The following is a 20,403-nucleotide window of genomic DNA, read 5'->3' on the forward strand; positions in this document are numbered from 1 at the left end:
CGATGACGACCCCGGCCTCGGGTGAGCCCCTGCTCGAGTTCCTCGAGGTGATGCGCCGGCTGCGCGCCGAGTGCAGCTGGAAGGCCGGCCAGACCCACCGCTCGCTGGCCCGCTACCTCCTCGAGGAGACCCACGAGACCCTCGAGGCGATCGACACCGGCGACGGCGAGCTGCTGCGCGAGGAGCTCGGCGACCTGCTGCTCCAGGTCTACTTCCACGCCGTGATCGCGGAGGAGGCCGGCGAGTTCACGCTCGACGACGTCGCCGCCGACATCACCGCCAAGATGCACCGCCGCAACCCGCACGTCTTCGCCCCGGAGGGTGGGCAGCGAGCCGAGGCCGGCACGCCCGCCGAGATCAACGAGGTCTGGGAGTCGATCAAGGCGCAGGAGAAGCGACGTACCTCCGTCACCGAGGGGCTGCCGGACACGCTGCCCGCGCTGCTCTACGCCGACAAGGTCGTCGACCGGCTGGAGCGCGCGGGCGCGGACGTGGAGCCCGACGACTCGCTGGGGGGCCGGCTGCTGGCGCTGGTACGCGAGGCCCGCGCCGAGGGCGTCGACCCGGAGCAAACGCTCCGCGATGCGGTACGTCGCCTCCACAGGGAGGCCGAGGGCGATTAGGGTCGCCGCGTGGCTCGGGTATTGATCGTCGAGGACGACGCCGACGTACGTGACTGGATCGCGCACTGCATGCTCACCGACGGGCACGAGCTGCGGGGAGTGCAGTCCGCCGCTGCGCTCCGCGCGCTGCGCGCCGACGAGCCGGACTACCGGCCCGACGTGGTGCTCATGGACTACGCGCTCCCCGACACCGACGGCGTCGACCTCTACGGCGAGATCTCCGAGGTGTGGCCGGGCCTGCCCGCCGTCTTCGTGACCGTCCAGTGGACCGGCGAGGTGATCGAGCGGATCGAGCGCACCGGCGCCGAGCGCGTCGCCAAGCCCTTCGACCCCGACGACCTGCGGGCCGCCGCCCGGCGGGCCCTCGGCGCCTGAGGAGGCGGCCGGTGACTCGGGTCCGGCTGCTCGACCAGGCGGGGTTCGCCGCGTTCTTCGTCCTCGCCGCGGTGCTCGGGCGGCAGACCGTCCCCGGCGACGGCGGCCTCGCTCTCGCCTGGCCCGCCGCCGGCGTCGCGGCCGCGTGGTTCGCGGCGACCGGCTGGCAGCGGCTGCTGGTCGCCGACGCCCTGGTGATGTTCGTCTGCGCCTGGGCGGTCAACGACCTGACCGGTGCTCCCAGCCGACTCGCCCTCGGGCTGGCGGTGGGGACGGTCGTGCAGGTCGTCGTGTTCGGGGTGCTGCTGAGCCGGTGGTGCCCCGCCATGTGGGGGTTCGGGGACGAGCCGCCGCCGGGCGTCCAGGGACAGCGCGACCTGGGGCTGTTGATGGCGGCGTCGCTCCTGTCCGCGGTCGCGGCCGCGCTGACCGGTCCGACCACGATCCTGTTCCTGACCGACGGCAGCTGGGTCGCGCTCGTGACCTGGGTGCTGCGCAACGCCGTCGCCGTGCTCGCGATCTTCCCGTTGTCCCTCCTCGCCCGCAACGCTGCGCGGGCGCGCGAGGCGGAGGGCCTGGCCGGGATCGGCCGCGGCGGGTTCATCGAGGCGGGCTTCCTCGGCCTGGTGACGATCGTGGCGGCGTGGCTGGTCTTCGTCGTGAACGACGAGCTGCCCGTGCCCTTCCTGCTGCTCGGCACCTGCGTGTGGGCGGGCGCCCGCTTCAGCTCGTGGGTCGCCGACATCCACGCGCTGCTCGTGGCGGCGGCCGTCGTGCTCTTCACGCTGCTCGGTGAGGGGCCTTTCTCGACGATCGACGACGTCGACACCCGCCAGATCGTCGTGCAGTCCTACATCGTGGTCGTGGTGAGCATCAACCTGGTCCTGTCCGTGGCACGGCGGGAGGGTCTACGGCTCAACCGGCGGATCGCCCGCGCCGAGGTCGAGCAGCGCAACCAGGCCACGATGCTGCGCACCATCCTCGACACCATGGCCGACGGCGTCAGCGTCCTCGGCGCCGACGGCCGGCTCGTGCTCCGCAACCCCGCCGCCGCCCACCTGGTCGGCGAGACGCGCACCGACGACCAGGGCCGGGTCGAGAGCTCGTCGTACGGCATCTTCCACGTCGACGGCCGTGAGATCGCGCCCGGCGAGGGTCCGATCGCACGAGCGATGACGGGCGAGGTCGGGGAGCCGCTCGACGTCTTCGTCCGCAACGCTGCCGCTCCCGACGGCCGGGTCCTCGCGGTCACCGCCCGGCCGGTGCCGGACAGCGACCCGCCGCTGGTGGTGTCGGTCTACCACGACGTCACGTCCGACCGTCGTGAGCGCGACGAGCTGGCCTCCTTCGCCGGCGTGGTCGCCCACGACCTCCTCAACCCGCTGACGGTCGTCGAGGGCTGGTCGGAGGCGCTGCTGGAGGAGGCCCGGGCCGGCGTCGCCGTACCCCCCGACATGCAGGCCGACCAGCTCGAGCGGATCGTGCGTGCCGCCCAGCGCATGCAGCACCTCATCAGCGACCTGCTCGCCTACACGACCGCCCGCGACCTCAGGATCAACCCCGTCCGCGTCGACCTGCGCGCCGTCGCCGCGGACGTCGCCCGCGCCCGGGTGGACGCCGCCCGCGTCCAGGACGCCGAGCCGCCGCAGATCGTCGTCCCGCCCGCCCTGCCGGCCGTCCTCGCCGAGCCGGTGCTGCTGCGCCAGGTGATCGACAACCTGGTCGGCAACGCGGTCAAGTACGTCGCGCCCGGAACCGTCCCGGAGATCGTCGTCGCCGCGACGGTGCTGGCCGAGGGCAACGGGCAGCCGATGGTGCTGATCGAGGTCAGCGACAACGGCATCGGCATTCCCGAGGACCAGCAGTCCCGGGTCTTCGACACCTTCCACCGCGCGCACGCCGACAGCGGCTACCGCGGCACCGGCCTCGGTCTCTCCATCGTCAAGCGGATCGCCGAGCGCCACGAGGGCACCGCCTGGGCCGCCACCAACGCGGCCACCGGCGGCACCACCATGAGCGTCACCTTCCCGGCTGCCGACCGGGACTGATCGTGGGCCGCCGGTCGCACTAGGCTGCTGGCATGGCATCCATCGAAGCTGTCGGCGCCCGCGAGATCCTCGACTCGCGCGGCAACCCCACTGTCGAGGTCGAGGTGCTCCTCGACGACGGCGCGTTCGCCCGGGCCATGGTGCCCAGCGGCGCCTCCACCGGTGCGTTCGAGGCCGTGGAGCTGCGCGACGGCGGCGACCGCTACGGCGGCAAGGGCGTCGAGAAGGCCGTCCAGGGCGTCATCGAGAAGATCGCGCCGGCGGTCGAGGGCATCGACGCCGACGACCAGCGGCTCGTCGACCAGGTGATGCTCGACCTCGACGGCACCCCCAACAAGGCCGAGCTCGGCGCCAACGCGATCCTCGGCGTCTCGCTCGCCGTCGCGCGCGCGGCCGCCGACTCCGCCGGCCTCCCGCTCTACCGCTACGTCGGCGGACCCAACGCCCACCTGCTGCCGGTGCCGATGATGAACATCCTCAACGGCGGCGCCCACGCCGACTCCAACGTCGACGTCCAGGAGTTCATGATCGCGCCGATCGGCGCCCCGACCTTCCGCGAGGCGCTGCGCTCGGGCGCGGAGGTCTACCACGCGCTCAAGTCCGTGCTGAAGAAGAAGGGCCTCTCGACCGGCCTCGGTGACGAGGGTGGCTTCGCCCCCGACCTCGAGAGCAACCGCGCCGCGCTCGACCTCATCGCCGAGGCCGTCTCCGCCGCCGGCCTCACCCTCGGCAAGGACATCGCGCTGGCGATGGACGTCGCCGCGTCGGAGTTCTTCACCGACGGCGCCTACCGCTTCGAGGGCGGCACCAAGTCGGCCGAGGAGATGACCGCCTACTACGCCGACCTGGTCGCGTCGTACCCCATCGTCTCGATCGAGGACCCGCTCGACGAGGACGACTGGGACGGCTGGAAGGCCATCACCGACCAGCTCGGCACCAAGACCCAGCTCGTCGGCGACGACCTCTTCGTCACCAACGTCGAGCGGCTCCAGCGCGGCATCACCGGCGGCCAGGCCAACGCGCTGCTGGTGAAGGTCAACCAGATCGGCTCGCTGACCGAGACCCTCGACTCCGTCGAGCTCGCGCACCGCAACGGCTTCCGCTGCATGATGAGCCACCGCTCGGGCGAGACCGAGGACACCACGATCGCCGACCTGGCCGTCGCCACCAACTGCGGCCAGATCAAGACCGGTGCCCCGGCCCGCTCCGACCGGGTCGCGAAGTACAACCAGCTGCTGCGGATCGAGGACGAGCTCGGAGATGCGGCGCGCTACTCCGGCGCGTCGGCGTTCCCTCGCTACGGTGCCTGAGCGACCCTAGGAGGCATGCCCGCCGAGCCCCGTCGTACCCCGTCGCGCGGGCCGCGACCCCGCGGCCGCTCCGGACCCCGGCGGGAGTCGTCCACGTCATCGTCGGCCCGGTTGCCGCGGATCACCGCGGCGCCGGGCGGCGGGGCGGCCGCTGTCCCGCGGCGGTCGCGGGTCACCGGCCGCGCGGTGGTGCTCGTCCTCGTGCTGGCGCTGCTGACGATCTCCTACGCGTCGTCGATGAAGGCCTACCTCCAGCAGCGGGCGCACATCACCGACCTCCAGGACCAGATCGCCCTGCGCGAGGCGAAGATCAGCGACCTCGAGCGGGAGAAGCGGCGCTGGCAGGACCCGGCGTACGTCCGGGCCCAGGCGCGCGAGCTCAACTACGTGATGCCGGGGGAGACGTCGTACGTCGTGCTCGACGAGGACGGCAAGGCCCTCGACCAGCAGAGCACCCTGAGCGACCCCGACACGGTGATCGCGCCGAAGCAGCCGACCGCCTGGTGGAGCACCGCGTGGAAGTCGGTCGAGCTGGCCGGCAACCCGCCCAAGCCGGACCCGGAACCGGCCACCAAGCTCGACAAGATCGGCAACTGAGATGATCGGCGGGTGATCGAGCCCGCCGACGTCTCCGCCATCGAGGCCCAGCTCGGCCGCGAGCCGCGCGCGATCCACGAGATCGGGCACCGCTGCCCGTGCGGCAACCCCGACGTGGTCACGACCGAGCCGCGGCTGCCCAACGGCACGCCCTTCCCGACCACCTTCTACCTGACCTGCCCGCGGGCGGCGTCCCGGATCGGCACCCTCGAGGGCTCCGGCCTGATGAAGGAGATGCAGGACCGGCTGGCGGACGACCCGGAGCTGGCCGCGGCCTACCGGCGCGCGCACGAGCGCTACCTGGCCTACCGCGCCGGCCTCGGCCACGTCGAGGAGATCGAGGGCATCTCCGCCGGCGGCATGCCCGACCGGGTCAAGTGCCTGCACGTCCTCGCCGGCCAGTCGCTGGCGATGGGTCGCGGGGTCAACCCGCTCGGCGACGAGGTGCTCGACCTGCTCGGGTCCTGGTGGGAGTCCGGGCCCTGCGTATGACCTCGCGTGTAGCCGCGATCGACTGCGGCACCAACACGATCAAGCTGCTGATCGGGGCGCTGCCGGACGTGGACGTCCGGGAGATGCGGATGGTCCGGCTCGGCCAGGACCTCGACCGCACCGGGCGGATCGCCGACGAGGCGATGACGCGAGCGTTCGCCGCGATCGACGAGTACGCCGAGCTGATCCGGTCCTACGGGGTCCCGCCCGAGCGGGTGCGCTTCGTCGCGACGTCCGCGACCCGCGACGCGGCCAACGCCGACGTCTTCGTCGCCGGGGTCCGTGAGCGCCTGGGTGTCGAGCCCGAGGTCGTCGCCGGCGCCGTCGAGGCGGCGCTGTCCTTCGACGGGGCGGTGCGGGGGCTGCGCACCCCGCCGGCGACGCCGGTGCTGGTGATCGACATCGGTGGCGGCTCCACCGAGCTGATCCTCGGCTCGACCGCCCCCGAGTCCGCCGACTCCATGGACATCGGGTCGGTCCGGATGACCGAGCGTCACCTGCACTCCGACCCGCCCACGGCGGCCGAGGTCGCGGCCTGCGTCGCCGACATCGATGCCCACCTCGACGCCTGCCCGGTCGACCCCGCCCGTGCGGCCACGGTGGTCGGCGTCGCCGGCACGGTCACCCAGCTGGCCGCCGTCGCGCTCGACCTGCCGGCCTACTCCCGCGAGGCCGTCGACCAGCTCGAGCTCCCGGTCGCCGAGGTGCTCGCGACCGTCGACCGCCTCGTCGCGATGACCGTCGCCGAGCGCCGTGCGCTGCCGTCGATGCACCCGGGGCGCGCGGACGTGATCGCCGCCGGGGTGCTGATCCTGGCGCAGGTGCTGCGCCGGTCCGGGGCCGCGACGATGGTCGTCTCCGAGGCCGACATCCTCGACGGGGCGGCCTGGTCGGTCTCGGCCGGCTGGACCCCAGGCACGTGACCCGTCCGGTCGCGCGCTCCGCGGCGCAGGTACGCCGTCTCGCCGGCGGCGTCGACCTCGACGAGCTCGACGCGCGGATCTGCGAGTGCCGCGCCTGCCCGCGTCTCGTGCGCTGGCGCGAGGACGTCGCCCGGACCAAGCGCGCGGCGTACGCCGACGAGACCTACTGGGGCCGTCCCGTCCCCGGTTGGGGAGCGGCCGCTCCGCGGATCCTGGTCGTGGGGCTCGCCCCGGCCGCCCACGGGGCCAACCGCACCGGCCGGGTCTTCACCGGCGACCGCAGCGGCGACTGGCTCTTCGCGTCGATGCACCGGGTCGGCCTCGCCAACCAGCCGACCAGCACCCACCTCGGCGACGGCCTCGAGCTCCCCGAGACCCGCATCGTCGCCGCGGTCCGCTGCGCCCCGCCCGCCAACAAGCCGACGGTCGCCGAGCGCGACACCTGCGCGCCCTGGCTGGAGCGCGAGCTCGTGCTGGTCCAGGACTCGCTGCGCGTCGTGGTCGCGCTCGGCCGCTTCGGCTGGGACGCGACCCTGCGGACCTGGGCGCATCTGGGTTGGTCGAACGTCCGTTCAACCGCCGGATTCGGTCACGGCGCCGAGACCACCCTGCCCACCCCGTCCGGCGAGGTGACGCTCCTCGGCTCCTTCCACCCCAGCCAGCAGAACACCTTCACCGGCCGACTCACCGAGCAGATGACGGACGACGTCCTCGCCCGCGCCGCCGCGCTTGGAAGAATGCCCTGAGCGATCGATGCGGCCCCCGTATCCCAATCGGCAGAGGAAGCCGTCTTAAAAGCGGCTCAGTCTGGGTTCGAATCCCAGCGGGGGCACCACATCGGCACCCCGCTGACCAGCGGAAACGCACGGCTCGTCCGTAGGGAAGCGTCCGGCTGCAGCCGTTCGGCGCTACTCGGGCGCTACGTCAACGGGTGCAACCCCGACCGGGCTACCTCGGGCTACCCCGGGTTACTGTGATCCCAGCGCCAACGCGGTGTCGGTGGACGGTGATGAACTTCGCCGTACGACGCGCGGCGGGCCTTCCCCAACCTGGCTAGTGCGCGGGTTGTAGTGTGCGTCTGACGTCCAGACGTCTAACGAGGGAGAGGGTCATGGCCAATCGACCGGGCGAGGTACGCGACGCCATCATCGAGTTCATGACGGGGCATCGCGGGGATGCGCACGTCCAAGACATCACCGAAGCCGTTAACAAGAAGTTGGGGCGCGACGTGCCAGGCTCGTCGGTGCGCTCCTACCTGAACCTCAACACTCCTGGCACCTTTGCCCGCACCGCACGCGGTCGCTACAAGCTTGCATCGAAGCGATGAGCAAGGCTCCACCCAAGCCCGCCTTCACTCACGGCAATGCATCACTGTTCAAGGGCAACTGTCTGGACTGGCTGATGGCGCAGCCGGAGAAGAGCATCCACGGCGTGGTGACAGACCCACCGTATGGCCTGCTGGAATACACCAAGGAGCAGCAAGTCAAGCTCCGCAACGGCAAGGGCGGCGTCTGGCGCATCCCGCCGTCGTACGACGGTCATAAGCGCGCACCGCTGCCCCGCTTCACGACACTGACACATGCGCAGGTAGAGGAACTCAGCGTCTTCTTCGGCCTGTGGGCACGTGCTCTGCACCCGGCACTCGTGCCCGGCGCGCACGTGCTGATTGCATGCAACCCTCTTCTGTCGTATCTGATCGCGGGCGCGGTGGCCGAAGAAGGGTTTGAGCGCCGAGGCGAGATCGCTCGGTTGGTCATGACAATGCGTGGCGGCGACCGTCCCAAGAACGCTCACGACGAGTTTCCCGACGTGTCCGTCATGCCGCGCTCGCAGTGGGAGCCGTGGCTCCTGTTCCGCAAGCCGCTGGAAGGCCGGGTGCAGGACAACCTGCGCAAGTGGGGCACAGGTGGCCTCCGGAGGCCGTCCGACGAGCAGCCGTTTGGCGACGTGATCAAGTCCGCCCCCACCCGTCCCAACGAGCGAGCGCTGGCGAACCACCCGAGCCTCAAGCCACAGGCGTTCCTGCGAAAGGTTGTGCGCGCGATCCTGCCGCTGGGGGAGGGGGTCGTGCTGGATCCGTTCGCCGGGTCGGGCTCGACGCTTGCAGCGGCCGAGGCGGTCGGCTACCGCAGCGTTGGGGTAGAACTCGATCCTGAGTACATCAAGATCGCTAAGGCGGGCATCCCCAAGCTTGCGTCACTGACCGTCAAGGAGTGAGTTGGAAGACTCCGGGCTTCACTCTCTCGACCTGCCCAGTCTTGACCAGGTTAGTGATGCCAGTACCGACCCGCCCCTTGATGTCGTCGGATTCAAGGCCGTGCTCAGCGGCCAGCCAGTCGATCACGTCTTGCTTCTTGACCTCGTCGTCCGGATGGGTCGTGAAGTAGGCGAGGACCGCCTCATCCCGAGACTCCGCCCAGGATTCGAGCTTGGCCCTGCTCAATAGCCGCTGGTGTTCATCTTCATAGTCGGGATCAACCCATACAGCACCGGCCCGCAACTTGTAGCGACCGGTGACCTTGACACTCGCCGTGCCCGAGCGAATGCGGTCCTCCTTGGCCGGCTGCCACGACCAGTCGTCCTTCGTGAGTTCCGCGATCATCACTGCGCGGATGCGCGTCGGCTCACGATCCTTGAGCGCCTTGTCCTCGTCATCGTCGATCTCGAACTGGACCACGCAGAACCATCCCGCTCGCGGGCCGTGCGACTGCCAGGACCCGTCGTATCGGCTGGCCTTGACTTCCAACCCGCCTCTGTCGCCGTGCTGGGCCTTGTTCTGCGGGTAGACACCGTGAGGCACGAGGTCCGGGTAGCCGTTGTGGTACTCATTGCGGTCAAGCGCACGAGACTGCCGGTGGATGTTGTCCACGACCGCCCGGCTCATCAAGCCAGAGAAGCCCGCCGGGTCCAGCAACTCCTCCAAGCGCTCGTAGCCCTTGTCATCCAGTTGCGTATTCAGGTCGTGGAGCAACTGGTGCAGGTCCTCGACGCACCGCAAGATGTCACGCGGTGCCAGGTGATAGGGCAACTCCACCGGGAGGTCGGCGGGATCCCGCGTCCCAGCGGCGTCGGTCTGCACAAGTTCGATGAAGCGAGGCACGGTGGGCAGGTTATGACAGACGGGCTCAACTGCGCGGCACAACGGCCCTGCGCGCCTCGACCTGCACAACTTTCCATCGCCATGCGGCTGGCGTAGCGTCGCGACATTTGGTTGCATTCAGCAACCATCGACTGATGGAGGCTCCCATGCCCGCGACTGCCAACACCCGCCACGCCGTGTCCCGCTCGACCGGGGCAACCACCTGGACCCGCAAGGAGGGCGAGGTCTGGACGACCGATTGCCTCAACCACGGGGCGACGACGACCGCGCCGAATCGGGGCGCGGCCTGGAAGAACGGCTCGACCCCGGCGCAGTTCTGCCCGAAGTGCAAGGCCATCGCGGCGGGCAAGGCCGACAAGCTTGCAGACGGTCTGCTCGACCTGCCCACCCCCACCGTGAAGAAGGCCGCGCCGAAGCGCACCGCCAAGAAGGCGTCGTGACCGAGGCTTACCCTGCCGGCATGGGCGAGTACCGGTTCAGCATCAACGTTGGCATCGACAACATGCCCGACCCCGAGTCAGCCATCGAGTGGTTCATGCAGCACCTGAGCGTTTCGACCCAGGCCGGGGAACTGGTCGTCCGCTGCACCGGCCCCGAGGGCGAGGGCTACCTGTGGCGACCGCAGCCCGGCAAGCCGCCCGCTGAGTGGCTGGAGCGTTCCTGGCCGGCTGGCACCGAAGCCTGACCGACCGACCCCTGCCTACTACCTGGGCGGGGGTCGGATCACATCTACCTGACGCGCGCTCGGTGCACCAATGCCCGCGCTGTGGCGTATGCGCTGAACGCATCTGCCTCCGCGATGCCCTCTGTGGCTGCGTAAGCGTCGGGGTGGCCGGAGTCCATTGCGCGGCTGAACAGGGAGCCGTTATGTAGTGGCGGCTTGAAGTGCGCCGACACCTTGCGTGCTTCATTCAGGCTCGACAGAGGCTCGTGCAAGTCGTCCGGGAGCATGTCGCGATCCTTCGCCGCGTCGAGGAGGGTTCCTAACCCCCACTGCCGCCACCGGGGTGGCAGCGACTCCTCATGGAAGAGGAGCAGTCCCGCCAGGTGACGCTCGCACGCCGCGTGACTGCAGAGCAAGGAGGACAGCCAGAGTCCGTTGACAATGGCGTGGGCGGACTCGTCCAGTAGCCACATCGTCTCCATGCCGCCATGCACGAGTGCGCCCCACTCATGGGTGCAAGCTTCATAGATCTCGGTCACGCGTACCCAGCGCTCCGCTCGCTGCGCACGGGTCGCGTCATCGGCCAGATAGAGCCTTGCTGAGAACGCGTCGCGATCCCGTGCACCCTCAGGGGCAGTCGTTAGCCAATGTTCGATGCGCTGGACGGCCGTTAGGGGCTCCACTCCCTCGATGGGGAGTTCCGGTTGCCCGAAGACAGCAGAAGGCTCCTCTGGTCGCTGTGCCATGTTGTCCTCCGCCTGTCGATGGCTCGCCTCGCCCGCAGGGTAGGGCACGGCGGCGACAGCAAACGGACCGTAGGCGGATTGACGCCACGCGACGGCCCTCGGGCCCAGTCGAACCCTGTGCGTGGCGGCATTCTGTGTTTGCGGACGCCTCGTGTGGCATCCCGGCCCCGGCGTAGCCTCGCCTCCCGCCCGGAGGGTGTCCCGACCCGTCTCGACGGGCGGGAAGCGGGCTCAGACCCCGAGCCGAGCAGGGACGGGCTACCCGGCTCGGGGTGACTCAGTAGCCCGAGGGCATCGCCAGGACGTTGTCAATGGGGTCGGTCATCGTCTCGTAGTTGGCGGTCGTGAAGGTCGCGCCGATCAGACCGGCCTCCTTAGCGGTGATCGCCTGCATCGCAAACGTGATGCCGTTGAGGATGGGGCTCGCACCGTCCTTGCTCTGCGTCAGGAACCGCGCGGCGAGCGCAAGCTTGACGTTGAGTGGCATCCGGAACTGGTACTGCTTCTGTGCGGCCGACATGCTCGCCTCTTCTAGGCCCGCGCCAGCCACACTTTGAAGGTTTCCGTAGGCCGCGAGGATCGCCGTCTTGTTGGCGGTGTACTGATCACCGATGGCATTGATCTGGCCGGCTGTCATCAGTCCGGCGAGCAGGTCGATGATCGCCGCGACCTTGCGAGTGCTGCCCTCATCGCCGGAGATCAGTTGACGGAGGGTGCCCACCCCCACCGACGAGCCGGGCCAGGTCACCGTCTGGAAGCCGTGGAAGCCCCGCCCGTCGTTGACGACCGACGCGCCCGTCACCGGGACGATGGTGATCTCGTCTTGGGCGATGTCCCACGTCAGGTCGTACTCGTGCGTGTCTTGGAAGTAGGCCGCCAGCCGCTCGGCGAGCAACCAGCCGTGGTTGTACACCTGAAGGGCGAGCGGGTTGGCGGAGTCGTCGGTGAAGATGCTCGGATCACGGACCGCGCGGAACACGGACCGCTGGAAGCCGCTCGGGGGCACCATCGTCTGACGGTCAGGCGTACTGAACAGGGTGTTGTCGTCCTTCCACAGCGACCAGACCCCGCTGAGGTCTGCAGGGACACCCGTGACGCTGGGCGCGACCGCAGGCACCAGCCACGCGTCATCGAAGTAGTGCTGCTCACCAGCCGCTGCACCCACCACCAGCAGGTCAACGCCGACCTTTGTGGTGCCGCTCGGGACGGTCACGAAGTCGGCGTGCGTCGTCCACTGGCCAGCGACCTCCGAGCCAAGCGGGTAGTCCGTCGTGCTGAGCAGGGTGTCGCTCGCGTCGTACGCATACACCGTCGCCTTCACGCTTCGTGCGGTCGAGACGGGCCGGGCGCTGAACCAGAGCGCAAGGTCAGTCACCGCGACTGAGACAGCACTGCCGGGCGTGCTGAGCACCGGGCCCATGTCCGTTCCGACGCTGCTCTTGGTGAGCAGAACCGAGTAGTCACCGGCAGCCGCCTGAGCGTTAGTACGGGCGAACGTCGAAACGTTCCGGTATGACCATCCGCTGGTGTTGGGCTCCCACGACGGGTTCGGCAGCAGATTGGTCCGGAACGGGGTTCGGCGCTTGTCTGCAACGGCGGTCGTCGCCGGTCCCGCGCCGCGCGCAAGCGGCAGGTAGCCGGGGGCGGCGAGGTCCTCGCCACCCTTGGTCACCATGAAGTAGTTGACCGTCATCACGCACCGCCAGGGGCGTTCAGTTCAGGCGGCACGATGCGCCCGGTCGCCGGGTCGGTCACGATGCCGTCGTCCAGCAGGTCGCCGTACATGCCCGCGCGCACGATGGCCGCGTTCGCCTCGCTCGGTGTCATCGGGTGGGGCGGGGGCTGGATCAACCCGTCCGCACCGCCGTACTCAGCAGGGGGCGTGTAGTGCAGCGGCTCCTCACCCAGGAACTCAATCGGTCCGTTCGGCATGGTCAGCCGACCGGCGTCTTCTGGGCGACGGCGTTGAATGTGCCAGCCTGCCCGGCGCCCGCCTGGCGCTCGCGGCAGAAGTACGGCGTTGTGCCGTCCACGAACACCAGCAGGTCGTGCAGGTTGCTGTCGCCGTTGACCGGGTTCCGCACCACCATCGCGGGGTACTCCTCGCCAGCCGCGAGCGGGAGCAGACCCACACGCCGCCCCGCGCCGATCTGCGCGAGGAGATTGACGTCGGCCTGCGCGAGCACGTAGAAGACCAGTCCCTTTGCCATCTCAGTTCACCTCTCTCGGGGGATTGCCTGACCCTTCGAGGCTAGGTGTCTGACGGAGCCAGAACCCCTGCGGTTGAGAGGTTTTGAGCGTCAGGCGGGCTTGTGCAGGGGCACGACGTTGTCGTCGGTGACGGGCGTCATGAGTGCGTTCACGGCGTCGACCTTGGCCTGCCGGCGGTCACGCGGAGAGTGGGCATAGCGCGAGAGCAACAGCGCAGGGGAGTGGCCCAAGCGCTCGGCTACCTCCGTGAGCGTCATAGCGCCGGGTTGACCGAGCATGCCGACGAGCAGAGACGCGTGCATGTGCCGGAGGTCGTAGAACCGGACGGCCTCGGGCACACCCGCTGCCTTGCGCGCAGCGTCCCAATGCCGCATGTAGAACCAGCCGTGCTTGAGCAAGCGGGAGTAGTCGAGCCAATCGACGTCAGTGCCGTTCTTCCGCTGACGCTGCCCACGCTTGAAGGCCCCCACCCCGACGAACAGCGGCAAGGCTTCACCGGGGTGCTTGTGCTCGGGGTTGGCGGCGAACCAGGCCGTGGCGCGGGCGCGGTGTCGCTCGATGTAGTCCTCGAGAAGCTTGGCAGTCTCATCGTCCAACTCGACGGTGCGGTGGCTGTCGGAGGTCTTGGCGACGTTCTCGATCATCGGCTGACCCTTGTGGATCACGACGACGCGGCGCACGGTCAAGGTCTGATCGCCGGGCTTGTAGTCGCTCAGGTGGAGCCCGCCGAGTTCCTCCGGGCGCATGCCAGTTGCCGCCGCCAGCCGTACGTACATGTCCCACGGCTCGGGAACGGCGGCTGCAAGCTTGAGCGCTTCGGCGAGCGTCAGCGGGTAGCGGTCCGCCTCCTCGTCCTTCATCTTCCGCGGCTCGGGCAGCGCGATGCCCTGAGTCGGGTCACGCCGGATGATGCCGTTCGCCTGGGCGTACTTCATGACCAAGCGCAGCGTGTAGAAGTAGTGCCGCACGGTGTTAGGTGCGCGGTCGAGACTGTTGACCCACAGTGCGACTTGCGCTGGGGTGATGTCTCCAATGCGCGTCTCGCCGAACTTGTTCATGAGCAGCGACCCCTTGCCGGTGATGATCTGCTCGTGCTGCCGCTGGCCGCGGACCTTGCCGCGCTTGGGGACGTACGTCGGCAGCCACTGGGTGGCAACGTCACGGAATAGCGCGTCGCCTCGCGCCGGGTCCACCCACTCGCCGCGCCGTGCGTCCTGGGTGAAGTCGGCGCTCCACTCCTCGGCAGCGGCCTTGCTCGCGAATCCGCCCTTGGTGCGGCGCTTGTAGCCGTTGTTCGGGTCCTCGTAGACGACCTCCCAGCGACGCTTGGACGCCGGGAGGTCCTTCGTCTTGTGGCTGACGCGCACCCAAGCGCGCGGGCCAGTCTTGCGTCGTGCCATCAGGGGTTCTCCTTGATCATCTGGTCGAGCCAGGCCTCTGCTTGCTCGGGCGTGTCATGCGTCTTCTGGTAGCGCCGACCGTGCAGATTGACGACGGCGAGCCACCGGCCATTGCGGAGTGGCCTAGGTTGCGGCCAGCGCACTCGGCCAGGCCGCTTGGAGCGGTTCGCCTTGTAGGTTTCTGACCGTTCGGGGCTGACGGTGCGCTTGGGCTTCGGCGTCAGTGGCTCAGACGGCGGCGCTGCTGGCTCCGGCGCGTCCGCCGAGCCGGGTTGTTCGGCGGGGCGAGCGCGCGTCCTGAGTCGAGGTCGTCCACCCATGGGCCCGATGGCCGGCAGTTCGCCGACGTACCGCGCCACCGCCTCATCGAGCCTCTTGCGGTCGTCGGCAGTCAGCCCCCACGGCGACCTCGGACCGGTCCTCTCTGCACGCTCGCGCTTCCGGGACTCCCTGACCTCGCGGTCGAGCGCGTCGGAATCGTCAGACGTCCAGAGGGTCATGACGCCTCGCGGTTGCAGATGCGTCGAACGGTGGAGGACTGCCAGCGAGCCCCACCCCCAGGTGTCGGGGTGCCTTGCGCGTCAAGCTTGCGTGCAATCGCGTTGAACGACTCGCCCTGTTCGCGCTGCTTGACGATCTGCTGGACGGTCTTGGGGTCCACCTGAGCCTGGAAGCCGAATACCTTGCCGCTGGCTCGTGCCTCGGCCATTCCGTCACGGACGCGCTCGCCGTTGACCTCGGACTCCCACTCGGCGACTGCAGCGAGCACGCGCACCATGAACCGCCCGTTGGCCGTGGTCGTGTCGAGGTCCACGTCCAACGCGACCATCGACCACTTCTGCTTCTTGCAGAGCGCGATGTACTCGCACAGGTGCTGGGTCGAGCGGGCCAGTCGGTCGAGCCTCGCCACCACGACCGCTCGCGCCTGTCGCTTCTTGAGCATCGTCAGCGCCCGTTGCAGGCCAGGCCGCTCATCGTTGGTGCCCGAGTAGCCCGCGTCCTCGATGACCTCCACGAGATCCCAACCGCGTCGCGCACACTCGGCCTCGATGTCCTTGCGCTGCTGCGCAAGCGTCCAGCCGTCCTTCGCCTGCTCCGCGGTCGACACTCGCGTGTAGCCGATGACCTTCATCGCTTATCTCCCTTCGCCAGATAGTTGCCTAGGTCAACTAACGGCCGCGACCCTACCCTGAGGCGCGTAGCCCGCTACGGGCCTCACTCGGCTCGGCGGTACGGCGGAATGCCGCCCCGTTCGCAGCGGGGGCGGGGCCGAGCCGCCCCGAACGCCTACGCACACGCCGTAGGCCCACCCGCGCCCCGCTCGCGGCCCACCTACCGGCGACCGCGCCCGTAGTCGGGCGGATCGTTGTTGACGACCTCGCCCCGGACGACCGGTCCGGGCTGGTCAAGCAGCGTGCGGTACGGCTTGCTGTCCTCGTCGTCGTACTCGCGCCACGCCTCGGACTGGGCGTCGCGCTGCGCCTGGTCCAAGTCCTCCCAGTGGTCGTCCGCCCCCACCCCACGACCGAGGGCCGGGCGGTCGTCTGGACCATCCAACTCGTCGCGCTGCACACCGCCCTTGGGGTAGCGCACGACCGGCTTGCCATCGACCATGTCCACGCCGTACACGTCGATCATCACCTGTTCGAACCTCGTCAGTTCGCCGCTGACTTCAAGCTTGGAACCGGGGCCGTGCCCGGTTCGGTCGAGCACCATCTGGATCGCGCGCAACTTGTCGGCGTCTGAGGTGTCCTCGCGAGCAAGGATCTTGTTCAGTTCGACCAGCGCGGGCTCGACCATCTCTTGGAGGCGCTCGGCTGCCTTCTTCCTGACCTGGGGCAGTGCGCCACCGTGCATCCGGCAGACGTTGCCGCCCTTGATCGCTGGCGCCTTGCATCGCTCGCCCGTGCGGTTCGCCGTTGCAGTGCAGCGACGCGCGTCGTTCTTGGAGCCCGGCACGCCGTGAAGTCCCTTCTTAGGCACGGCCCCCTTTGAACGCTCGGCAGCATTTTCGCGCTCGCCGCTGCCTCGTCGCCCCTGGTTCTTTGTGGAAGCAGCACTTGCTGAAGCACGCTGCTCCCGCTTCTTGCTGGCCTTGGTCATCACTCACTCCTTCACTCGACCGGACCGACCGGTTCGGTTCGGTTCGGCCCCTACGGGGCGGCGAACCGGCGAACCGGTTCGGGCTACCGGTTCGCGAACGGTTCGGCGAACCGGTTTCGAACCGGCGAACCGGTTGTGTTCACTCATGACTTCGCACCACCCGGGACCACGCGTAGCGCCGTGAAGTCCTTGGCGACGACGTACTTGCCGCGCTGCCCGGTGCTCTGGTTCGCGACGTAGCCCTCACTGACCAACGCCTCCACCGCCGACGCGATGCGCTCGGCACTGCCGACCGTGTTGTCGCGGATCGACCGCAACGAGCATCCGGCGTTCTTGCTGATGTACTCGTGGACCTTCTGCATCAACAGGCGGAAGTCGGGCTGCTGGGTGAGCGGAACCTCCGGCGTGTCATCGACCGCCTCAACGTTCGGCGACTCGATCCACGCGTTTACGTCGCCGCCGAGGTCAACCGCGTCGCAGTGCAGGTCGCCCACGTACCGCCTGCGGTCCTTGCCGTACCCGACCCACTCGACGCCGCCGGGGCTGTCCTTGGCGAGGAACAGGCGGGACCGCCCGTGCTTGCCCTTACCGAACTGGCTGACGGACTCGACGATGTACATCGCGCCCTTGATGCCGGCCTTCTTGTGCTGGGTGCCGAGCGTCCAGTTGCCGCGTCCGTCGCGGTCCTTGACGACGTGATCGAGTTCAACGATGGCTGGACCGGCGTAGTCCTCGGTCGGCTTGACCTGGCACTTCCTGGAGAACATCTGGAACCAGGCCGCAGCGTCCTCGGCGGCGTTGATGCTGAGCCCTTGGAGCGAGTACGCCTCCGTCACACCGTCCAGCACGACCAAGCTTGGCTGCTGGCGCTTGATCGACCCGCGTAGTGCGTTCTGGTCGCCCTGGGTCATGGGCTCGTCTGGCCGGAAGTAGTGGAACAGCCGACGGATCTGCACCTTGCTCGCGCCGAGCCGCCGCAACCGGTCCACGATGGAGCGGTCGTTGGCCTCCATGTCGACGTAGAACACGTGCTTGCCCTGGTCGATCTCTTGGACAGCCGCCAGCAGCAAGAGCCACGACTTCATCGACTCCGGCTCACCGCCGACGCTGTGGACCTCGTTTGGATAGAACAGTGCGCGAGCGACGGTCTTGCCCTCAACGTCGGCGGTCCACCGCCCGACCGTTGGCGACGGGGGTGGGGCACCCTTCAACGCCTCGGTCAGAGGGACAGGCTTTGTCCAACTGGTGCGCTTCGCCTGGTTGGCCATCAGGACCACCGCCCGGTTGTCCGAGCAGCAACGGCAGAAGGCGTCTCAGTCGTACGCTTCATAGCGAATCTCCATTCCAGACGAGCCACGTAGACCCGAGCACCTACGTGGCTCGTCGCACGTCTCAGGCCGTACCGGCGAACGTGTAGCGGGCTGCGCGCTCGGCCCCGTAGCGCTCTGCGCCGAGCCGAGCGCGCCGAGGGGACACCGGGCGGAAGGCAGACCGCGACAGCCCGTCGAGCGCCACGTCCGTGAGGTCCTTGTGGCGGGTCGCCCGGGGCCGGAGCATCGTGATCCGACTCGGGGCCACCCCCACCCCGACGAGCAGGCTGTACCGCTGCCACGCGGCGAAGTGCCCGGCATCGTCACGGTCGAGGAAGATCGTGATGTCCGATCGTCCACCGCCCCACAGGAACCACTCGGCCTGCTCGCGGGTGAACTTGCCAGCGCCCTGCCAGTTGGTCGTGACGGGAAGCTTCTGCAGGCTCGAGAACGCCTCGGCGTCTCGCTCGCCCTCGGTCATGTAGACCGGCTCACCAGCCTGGAGCGCGGCGAGCAAGACGGGCAGGTTGAACAGCGCCTTCTCGGCCCACTCGGGCTGCCACCGCTGGACGCCGGTCTTCCAGTAGAGCCGATCACCCTTGTAGCGGGCCGCGTACATGCGGAACCCCTTGGGCTCGCGCCGGATCTTGCGAATCACAGGACGGCCATGATGGTCGGTGTACAGGTAGTCCGCGACGATGCTCATGGCAGGTCCTCCCTGCACGGGCACACGACCGGCTTGTCCTTCAGGTGACGGACGAACGTGATCGAGGTCCACGGGATGATGACGTCCCAGTTCAGGCACGGGTCGCCGTCTGTCTCCAGACTGCCCACCGTCGCGTGCACCTTCACTCGGAGCCGGCTCTCGGCGCAGGCGACGACGAACCCTTGAACGCCCGCTGACGCGAACGGGTTGAACCTGACCTCGATGGGGTCGCCGGGCTTGAGTGCCTTGATGGTTAGCGCAGACCGGTCGTTGGGCTCGATCATCGGGTCTCACCCCGCAGCACATCGGCGGTCAGCGACCGCACCCCATAGCGCCACTGGACGATGGCCGAGTCACTCCCGGGAGCGGTCTGGCGGACCTGGAACCGACGCTGCATGTCGCGCATGCGATCGACCGGTTCGGCGTCCGACGCCTCATCCCACCGTTCGATGCCGCCGGTGATCGCGTCGAGCACCTTCATGTGCGACTCCCGGTTGCGCTGCAACTGAGCCAGTCGCTTGAGCGCGTCCTTGACGGCGATCCGTCCGCGCTTGAGGTCTTCCGGGATCTGCGCCGCCTCGCGGCAGTCGGCTTCCAGCGACTCGACCAGCGACGTGTACTCCTTGCCGATGGTCGCGCTGAGGTTGTTCAGGTGGTCGACCTGGCCCTGACCGAGTTCCGACTCCCAGCCCTTGATCCACGCGTCCACGCGACGCCGTTGAGCCGGGGTCAGGTCCGCGTTCTCGTCCGCCCACTCGCGGGCGGCCTCTGGGTCCGGGAAGTCGATGGTCTGGAACTCGGTGAAGTTCGGGGTGCTCATCGCTGGCCTCCCTTGATCGACGGGAAACGCCTTGGGTCGGCCTGGCCCTCGTTCGCTCGCTGGACGACCTGCTCGCGGGCGTCGGCCTCGCGGATCGCGTCGGCCACGTCGCCCAGCAGTTCCCCCAGGGTGTCGAGGTTCGCCTGCGCCTTGTCGGTGGTGGGGGGCCTGGTGACCGGCCCGCCCTTGGTCTGCTTGACCTTCTTCGCCATCTTCTTTCTCCATCCCTGCTCGGTACGCGCGTCCTGCTCGCGCAGGGCGCGGTCATCTGCGTCCATCTGTCGTTGCCGGGCGTCACGGGAACCGCCCGCTAGTCCGTAGCGCAGGCTGCGGTCGCTCATCGCTTGGCCCGCTTCTTGCTCTCGCGGTCGAGCCGCTGCTGGATCGCCTCGCGGACCCATCCCTCGCGGGCCACCCCCTCGGATGCGGCCGCGAGCCGTACCTCCGTAGCCATGTCACGCGTGATCCGCAGCGGCCAGTTGACCGGGTAGATCAGCCTCGGTGCGGCCATCAGAACCCTCCTTGTCTCGGTCCGACGTCGGGCTCGACGTCGGACTAAGCCTCGTTCTCCGCGTTCGTCGAACACCGAGAATCTCCACGCCCGCTTGGTTTTTGAGGTTCTGTGCAAGTGCCCCGGACTTCGCCGCGACGTGGGCGCGACCAGGGCAAATCCGGTTTGGGCGTGGTGCCGCTATGGAGTTGTCAAGGAACGTGCGCATGTGCGCGATAGGTAGGACTAGCGCCCGGCCTTCTGGCCGGGCGGGATGGTGGATTCCGCGATGAGCGCGTCGAGTTCGGCGCGGTACAGATACACAGCGCCGGTCGGGCCCATGGGGTAGACGCGAGATAGCCGGTGCTCCTCGCAGAGACGGCGGATCAACCGAGCGTCCAGGCCGTAGACGGCGGGGACGTCGGTGCGTCGAATCAGAAGGGATGGCGGAGAGTCGCCCATGGTCGTTCCTCGGGTCCGTTGAG

General features: G+C 68.9%; 28 protein-coding genes and 1 tRNA gene. 13 read left to right on the top strand and 16 right to left on the bottom strand.

What is annotated here, in order from left to right; all coding sequences use genetic code 11:
• The first annotated feature begins 2 nt into the window (after nucleotides 1-2).
• The 11 genes from K8U61_RS16370 (at nucleotide 3) to K8U61_RS16420 (ending at nucleotide 8,585) form a co-directional block, all read left to right on the top strand.
• Nucleotides 3-623: a nucleoside triphosphate pyrophosphohydrolase gene (locus tag K8U61_RS16370; RefSeq protein ID WP_224124111.1), complete on the top strand. Its 621-nt coding sequence runs from the start codon at nucleotides 3-5 to the stop codon at nucleotides 621-623.
• Between the two features lie 9 nt (nucleotides 624-632).
• Complete coding sequence (locus tag K8U61_RS16375; RefSeq protein ID WP_224124112.1) at nucleotides 633-998, top strand: response regulator; 366 nt, start codon at nucleotides 633-635, stop codon at nucleotides 996-998.
• 11 nt (nucleotides 999-1,009) lie between these two features.
• Entirely contained in the window at nucleotides 1,010-3,046 is a 2,037-nt protein-coding gene (locus tag K8U61_RS16380) for a sensor histidine kinase (RefSeq protein ID WP_224124113.1), read from the top strand.
• A gap of 32 nt (nucleotides 3,047-3,078) precedes the next feature.
• On the top strand, nucleotides 3,079-4,356 hold the full coding sequence (gene eno / locus K8U61_RS16385; protein WP_224124114.1) for a phosphopyruvate hydratase: 1,278 nt from the start codon (nucleotides 3,079-3,081) through the stop codon (nucleotides 4,354-4,356).
• Between the two features lie 15 nt (nucleotides 4,357-4,371).
• Nucleotides 4,372-4,953: an FtsB family cell division protein gene (locus tag K8U61_RS16390; protein ID WP_224124115.1), complete on the top strand. Its 582-nt coding sequence runs from the start codon at nucleotides 4,372-4,374 to the stop codon at nucleotides 4,951-4,953.
• Nucleotides 4,954-4,965: 12 nt separating this feature from the next.
• Nucleotides 4,966-5,445, top strand: a complete 480-nt coding sequence (locus tag K8U61_RS16395) for a DUF501 domain-containing protein (RefSeq protein ID WP_224124116.1) — start codon at nucleotides 4,966-4,968, stop codon at nucleotides 5,443-5,445.
• Nucleotides 5,442-6,368, top strand: coding sequence for a Ppx/GppA phosphatase family protein (locus tag K8U61_RS16400; protein ID WP_224124117.1), 927 nt, complete (start codon nucleotides 5,442-5,444; stop codon nucleotides 6,366-6,368). Before K8U61_RS16395 ends, K8U61_RS16400 begins: the two co-directional genes overlap by 4 nt.
• Entirely contained in the window at nucleotides 6,365-7,114 is a 750-nt protein-coding gene (locus tag K8U61_RS16405) for a uracil-DNA glycosylase (RefSeq protein ID WP_308043189.1), read from the top strand. The genes K8U61_RS16400 and K8U61_RS16405 overlap by 4 nt, the downstream gene beginning before the upstream one ends.
• Nucleotides 7,115-7,126: 12 nt before the next feature.
• Nucleotides 7,127-7,203: transfer RNA gene (locus K8U61_RS16410), tRNA-Leu, on the top strand.
• 276 nt (nucleotides 7,204-7,479) lie between these two features.
• Entirely contained in the window at nucleotides 7,480-7,695 is a 216-nt protein-coding gene (locus K8U61_RS16415) for a hypothetical protein (protein WP_224124118.1), read from the top strand.
• Nucleotides 7,692-8,585, top strand: coding sequence for a DNA-methyltransferase (locus K8U61_RS16420; protein WP_224124119.1), 894 nt, complete (start codon nucleotides 7,692-7,694; stop codon nucleotides 8,583-8,585). Before K8U61_RS16415 ends, K8U61_RS16420 begins: the two co-directional genes overlap by 4 nt.
• Here the strand turns inward: K8U61_RS16420 and K8U61_RS16425 are convergent.
• Entirely contained in the window at nucleotides 8,575-9,468 is an 894-nt protein-coding gene (locus tag K8U61_RS16425) for a hypothetical protein (protein WP_224124120.1), read from the bottom strand. The two genes, K8U61_RS16420 and K8U61_RS16425, sit on opposite strands and share 11 nt — an antisense overlap.
• A 146-nt stretch (nucleotides 9,469-9,614) precedes the next feature.
• Here K8U61_RS16425 and K8U61_RS16430 point away from each other — a divergent pair, with 146 nt between their 5' ends.
• Both K8U61_RS16430 and K8U61_RS16435 read left to right on the top strand, forming a co-directional pair.
• Entirely contained in the window at nucleotides 9,615-9,908 is a 294-nt protein-coding gene (locus K8U61_RS16430) for a hypothetical protein (RefSeq protein WP_224124121.1), read from the top strand.
• Nucleotides 9,909-9,928: 20 nt separating this feature from the next.
• Nucleotides 9,929-10,153, top strand: a complete 225-nt coding sequence (locus K8U61_RS16435) for a hypothetical protein (protein WP_224124122.1) — start codon at nucleotides 9,929-9,931, stop codon at nucleotides 10,151-10,153.
• Between the two features lie 44 nt (nucleotides 10,154-10,197).
• On the opposite strand, the gene K8U61_RS16440 is transcribed toward K8U61_RS16435, so the two are convergent.
• From K8U61_RS16440 to K8U61_RS16510, 15 genes are all read right to left on the bottom strand, one after another.
• Entirely contained in the window at nucleotides 10,198-10,671 is a 474-nt protein-coding gene (locus tag K8U61_RS16440; protein ID WP_224124123.1) for a hypothetical protein, read from the bottom strand.
• Between the two features lie 484 nt (nucleotides 10,672-11,155).
• The gene (locus tag K8U61_RS16445) at nucleotides 11,156-12,571 is read right to left on the bottom strand and encodes a hypothetical protein (protein WP_224124124.1); all 1,416 of its coding nucleotides are present in this window, start codon (nucleotides 12,569-12,571) and stop codon (nucleotides 11,156-11,158) included.
• Nucleotides 12,571-12,810, bottom strand: coding sequence for a hypothetical protein (locus tag K8U61_RS16450; protein ID WP_224124125.1), 240 nt, complete (start codon nucleotides 12,808-12,810; stop codon nucleotides 12,571-12,573). Before K8U61_RS16450 ends, K8U61_RS16445 begins: the two co-directional genes overlap by 1 nt.
• A 2-nt stretch (nucleotides 12,811-12,812) precedes the next feature.
• Nucleotides 12,813-13,088 carry a hypothetical protein gene (locus K8U61_RS16455; RefSeq protein WP_224124126.1) on the bottom strand — a complete coding sequence of 92 codons (276 nt, stop codon included), beginning with the start codon at nucleotides 13,086-13,088 and terminating at the stop codon, nucleotides 12,813-12,815.
• Nucleotides 13,089-13,178: 90 nt separating this feature from the next.
• Nucleotides 13,179-14,489 carry a site-specific integrase gene (locus tag K8U61_RS16460; RefSeq protein ID WP_224124127.1) on the bottom strand — a complete coding sequence of 437 codons (1,311 nt, stop codon included), beginning with the start codon at nucleotides 14,487-14,489 and terminating at the stop codon, nucleotides 13,179-13,181.
• Nucleotides 14,489-14,989, bottom strand: a complete 501-nt coding sequence (locus K8U61_RS16465; protein ID WP_224124128.1) for a hypothetical protein — start codon at nucleotides 14,987-14,989, stop codon at nucleotides 14,489-14,491. Before K8U61_RS16465 ends, K8U61_RS16460 begins: the two co-directional genes overlap by 1 nt.
• On the bottom strand, nucleotides 14,986-15,621 hold the full coding sequence (locus tag K8U61_RS16470; protein WP_224124129.1) for a recombinase family protein: 636 nt from the start codon (nucleotides 15,619-15,621) through the stop codon (nucleotides 14,986-14,988). The genes K8U61_RS16465 and K8U61_RS16470 overlap by 4 nt, the downstream gene beginning before the upstream one ends.
• Before the next feature lie 200 nt (nucleotides 15,622-15,821).
• Nucleotides 15,822-16,592 (bottom strand): hypothetical protein, encoded by a 771-nt coding sequence (locus K8U61_RS16475; RefSeq protein WP_224124130.1) that lies wholly within the window; start codon nucleotides 16,590-16,592, stop codon nucleotides 15,822-15,824.
• Between the two features lie 143 nt (nucleotides 16,593-16,735).
• Nucleotides 16,736-17,860 carry an AAA family ATPase gene (locus K8U61_RS16480; protein ID WP_224124131.1) on the bottom strand — a complete coding sequence of 375 codons (1,125 nt, stop codon included), beginning with the start codon at nucleotides 17,858-17,860 and terminating at the stop codon, nucleotides 16,736-16,738.
• A 124-nt stretch (nucleotides 17,861-17,984) separates the two neighbouring features.
• The gene (locus K8U61_RS16485; RefSeq protein WP_224124132.1) at nucleotides 17,985-18,608 is read right to left on the bottom strand and encodes a toprim domain-containing protein; all 624 of its coding nucleotides are present in this window, start codon (nucleotides 18,606-18,608) and stop codon (nucleotides 17,985-17,987) included.
• Nucleotides 18,605-18,892: a hypothetical protein gene (locus K8U61_RS16490; RefSeq protein WP_224124133.1), complete on the bottom strand. Its 288-nt coding sequence runs from the start codon at nucleotides 18,890-18,892 to the stop codon at nucleotides 18,605-18,607. The genes K8U61_RS16485 and K8U61_RS16490 overlap by 4 nt, the downstream gene beginning before the upstream one ends.
• Nucleotides 18,889-19,428, bottom strand: a complete 540-nt coding sequence (locus K8U61_RS16495; RefSeq protein ID WP_224124134.1) for a hypothetical protein — start codon at nucleotides 19,426-19,428, stop codon at nucleotides 18,889-18,891. Before K8U61_RS16495 ends, K8U61_RS16490 begins: the two co-directional genes overlap by 4 nt.
• On the bottom strand, nucleotides 19,425-19,769 hold the full coding sequence (locus tag K8U61_RS16500; RefSeq protein WP_224124135.1) for a hypothetical protein: 345 nt from the start codon (nucleotides 19,767-19,769) through the stop codon (nucleotides 19,425-19,427). Before K8U61_RS16500 ends, K8U61_RS16495 begins: the two co-directional genes overlap by 4 nt.
• Nucleotides 19,766-19,939 carry a hypothetical protein gene (locus K8U61_RS16505; RefSeq protein ID WP_224124136.1) on the bottom strand — a complete coding sequence of 58 codons (174 nt, stop codon included), beginning with the start codon at nucleotides 19,937-19,939 and terminating at the stop codon, nucleotides 19,766-19,768. Before K8U61_RS16505 ends, K8U61_RS16500 begins: the two co-directional genes overlap by 4 nt.
• Before the next feature lie 225 nt (nucleotides 19,940-20,164).
• A complete protein-coding gene (locus K8U61_RS16510; RefSeq protein ID WP_224124137.1) occupies nucleotides 20,165-20,380 on the bottom strand; it encodes a hypothetical protein in 216 nt (71 codons plus the stop codon).
• Nucleotides 20,381-20,403: the final 23 nt, after the last annotated feature.

Source organism: Nocardioides mangrovi (assembly GCF_020073815.1).
GTDB lineage: Bacteria > Actinomycetota > Actinomycetes > Propionibacteriales > Nocardioidaceae > Nocardioides > Nocardioides mangrovi.

Excerpts from the sequence above, each read along its gene's own strand:
- K8U61_RS16435 (WP_224124122.1), top strand. The coding sequence starts at position 9,929 with ATGGGCGAGTACCGGTTCAGCATCAACGTTGGCATCGACAACATGCCC.
- K8U61_RS16430 (WP_224124121.1), top strand. The coding sequence starts at position 9,615 with ATGCCCGCGACTGCCAACACCCGCCACGCCGTGTCCCGCTCGACCGGG.
- K8U61_RS16400 (WP_224124117.1), top strand. The coding sequence starts at position 5,442 with ATGACCTCGCGTGTAGCCGCGATCGACTGCGGCACCAACACGATCAAG.
- K8U61_RS16500 (WP_224124135.1), bottom strand. The coding sequence starts at position 19,769 with ATGAGCGACCGCAGCCTGCGCTACGGACTAGCGGGCGGTTCCCGTGAC.
- K8U61_RS16475 (WP_224124130.1), bottom strand. The coding sequence starts at position 16,592 with ATGACCAAGGCCAGCAAGAAGCGGGAGCAGCGTGCTTCAGCAAGTGCT.
- K8U61_RS16460 (WP_224124127.1), bottom strand. The coding sequence starts at position 14,489 with ATGGCACGACGCAAGACTGGCCCGCGCGCTTGGGTGCGCGTCAGCCAC.
- K8U61_RS16480 (WP_224124131.1), bottom strand. The coding sequence starts at position 17,860 with ATGGCCAACCAGGCGAAGCGCACCAGTTGGACAAAGCCTGTCCCTCTG.
- K8U61_RS16390 (WP_224124115.1), top strand. The coding sequence starts at position 4,372 with ATGCCCGCCGAGCCCCGTCGTACCCCGTCGCGCGGGCCGCGACCCCGC.
- K8U61_RS16505 (WP_224124136.1), bottom strand. The coding sequence starts at position 19,939 with ATGGCCGCACCGAGGCTGATCTACCCGGTCAACTGGCCGCTGCGGATC.
- K8U61_RS16455 (WP_224124126.1), bottom strand. The coding sequence starts at position 13,088 with ATGGCAAAGGGACTGGTCTTCTACGTGCTCGCGCAGGCCGACGTCAAT.
- K8U61_RS16445 (WP_224124124.1), bottom strand. The coding sequence starts at position 12,571 with ATGACGGTCAACTACTTCATGGTGACCAAGGGTGGCGAGGACCTCGCC.
- K8U61_RS16415 (WP_224124118.1), top strand. The coding sequence starts at position 7,480 with ATGGCCAATCGACCGGGCGAGGTACGCGACGCCATCATCGAGTTCATG.
- K8U61_RS16450 (WP_224124125.1), bottom strand. The coding sequence starts at position 12,810 with ATGCCGAACGGACCGATTGAGTTCCTGGGTGAGGAGCCGCTGCACTAC.
- K8U61_RS16485 (WP_224124132.1), bottom strand. The coding sequence starts at position 18,608 with ATGAGCATCGTCGCGGACTACCTGTACACCGACCATCATGGCCGTCCT.
- K8U61_RS16420 (WP_224124119.1), top strand. The coding sequence starts at position 7,692 with ATGAGCAAGGCTCCACCCAAGCCCGCCTTCACTCACGGCAATGCATCA.
- K8U61_RS16470 (WP_224124129.1), bottom strand. The coding sequence starts at position 15,621 with ATGAAGGTCATCGGCTACACGCGAGTGTCGACCGCGGAGCAGGCGAAG.
- K8U61_RS16465 (WP_224124128.1), bottom strand. The coding sequence starts at position 14,989 with ATGACCCTCTGGACGTCTGACGATTCCGACGCGCTCGACCGCGAGGTC.
- K8U61_RS16490 (WP_224124133.1), bottom strand. The coding sequence starts at position 18,892 with ATGATCGAGCCCAACGACCGGTCTGCGCTAACCATCAAGGCACTCAAG.
- eno (WP_224124114.1), top strand. The coding sequence starts at position 3,079 with ATGGCATCCATCGAAGCTGTCGGCGCCCGCGAGATCCTCGACTCGCGC.
- K8U61_RS16370 (WP_224124111.1), top strand. The coding sequence starts at position 3 with ATGACGACCCCGGCCTCGGGTGAGCCCCTGCTCGAGTTCCTCGAGGTG.
- K8U61_RS16495 (WP_224124134.1), bottom strand. The coding sequence starts at position 19,428 with ATGAGCACCCCGAACTTCACCGAGTTCCAGACCATCGACTTCCCGGAC.
- K8U61_RS16510 (WP_224124137.1), bottom strand. The coding sequence starts at position 20,380 with ATGGGCGACTCTCCGCCATCCCTTCTGATTCGACGCACCGACGTCCCC.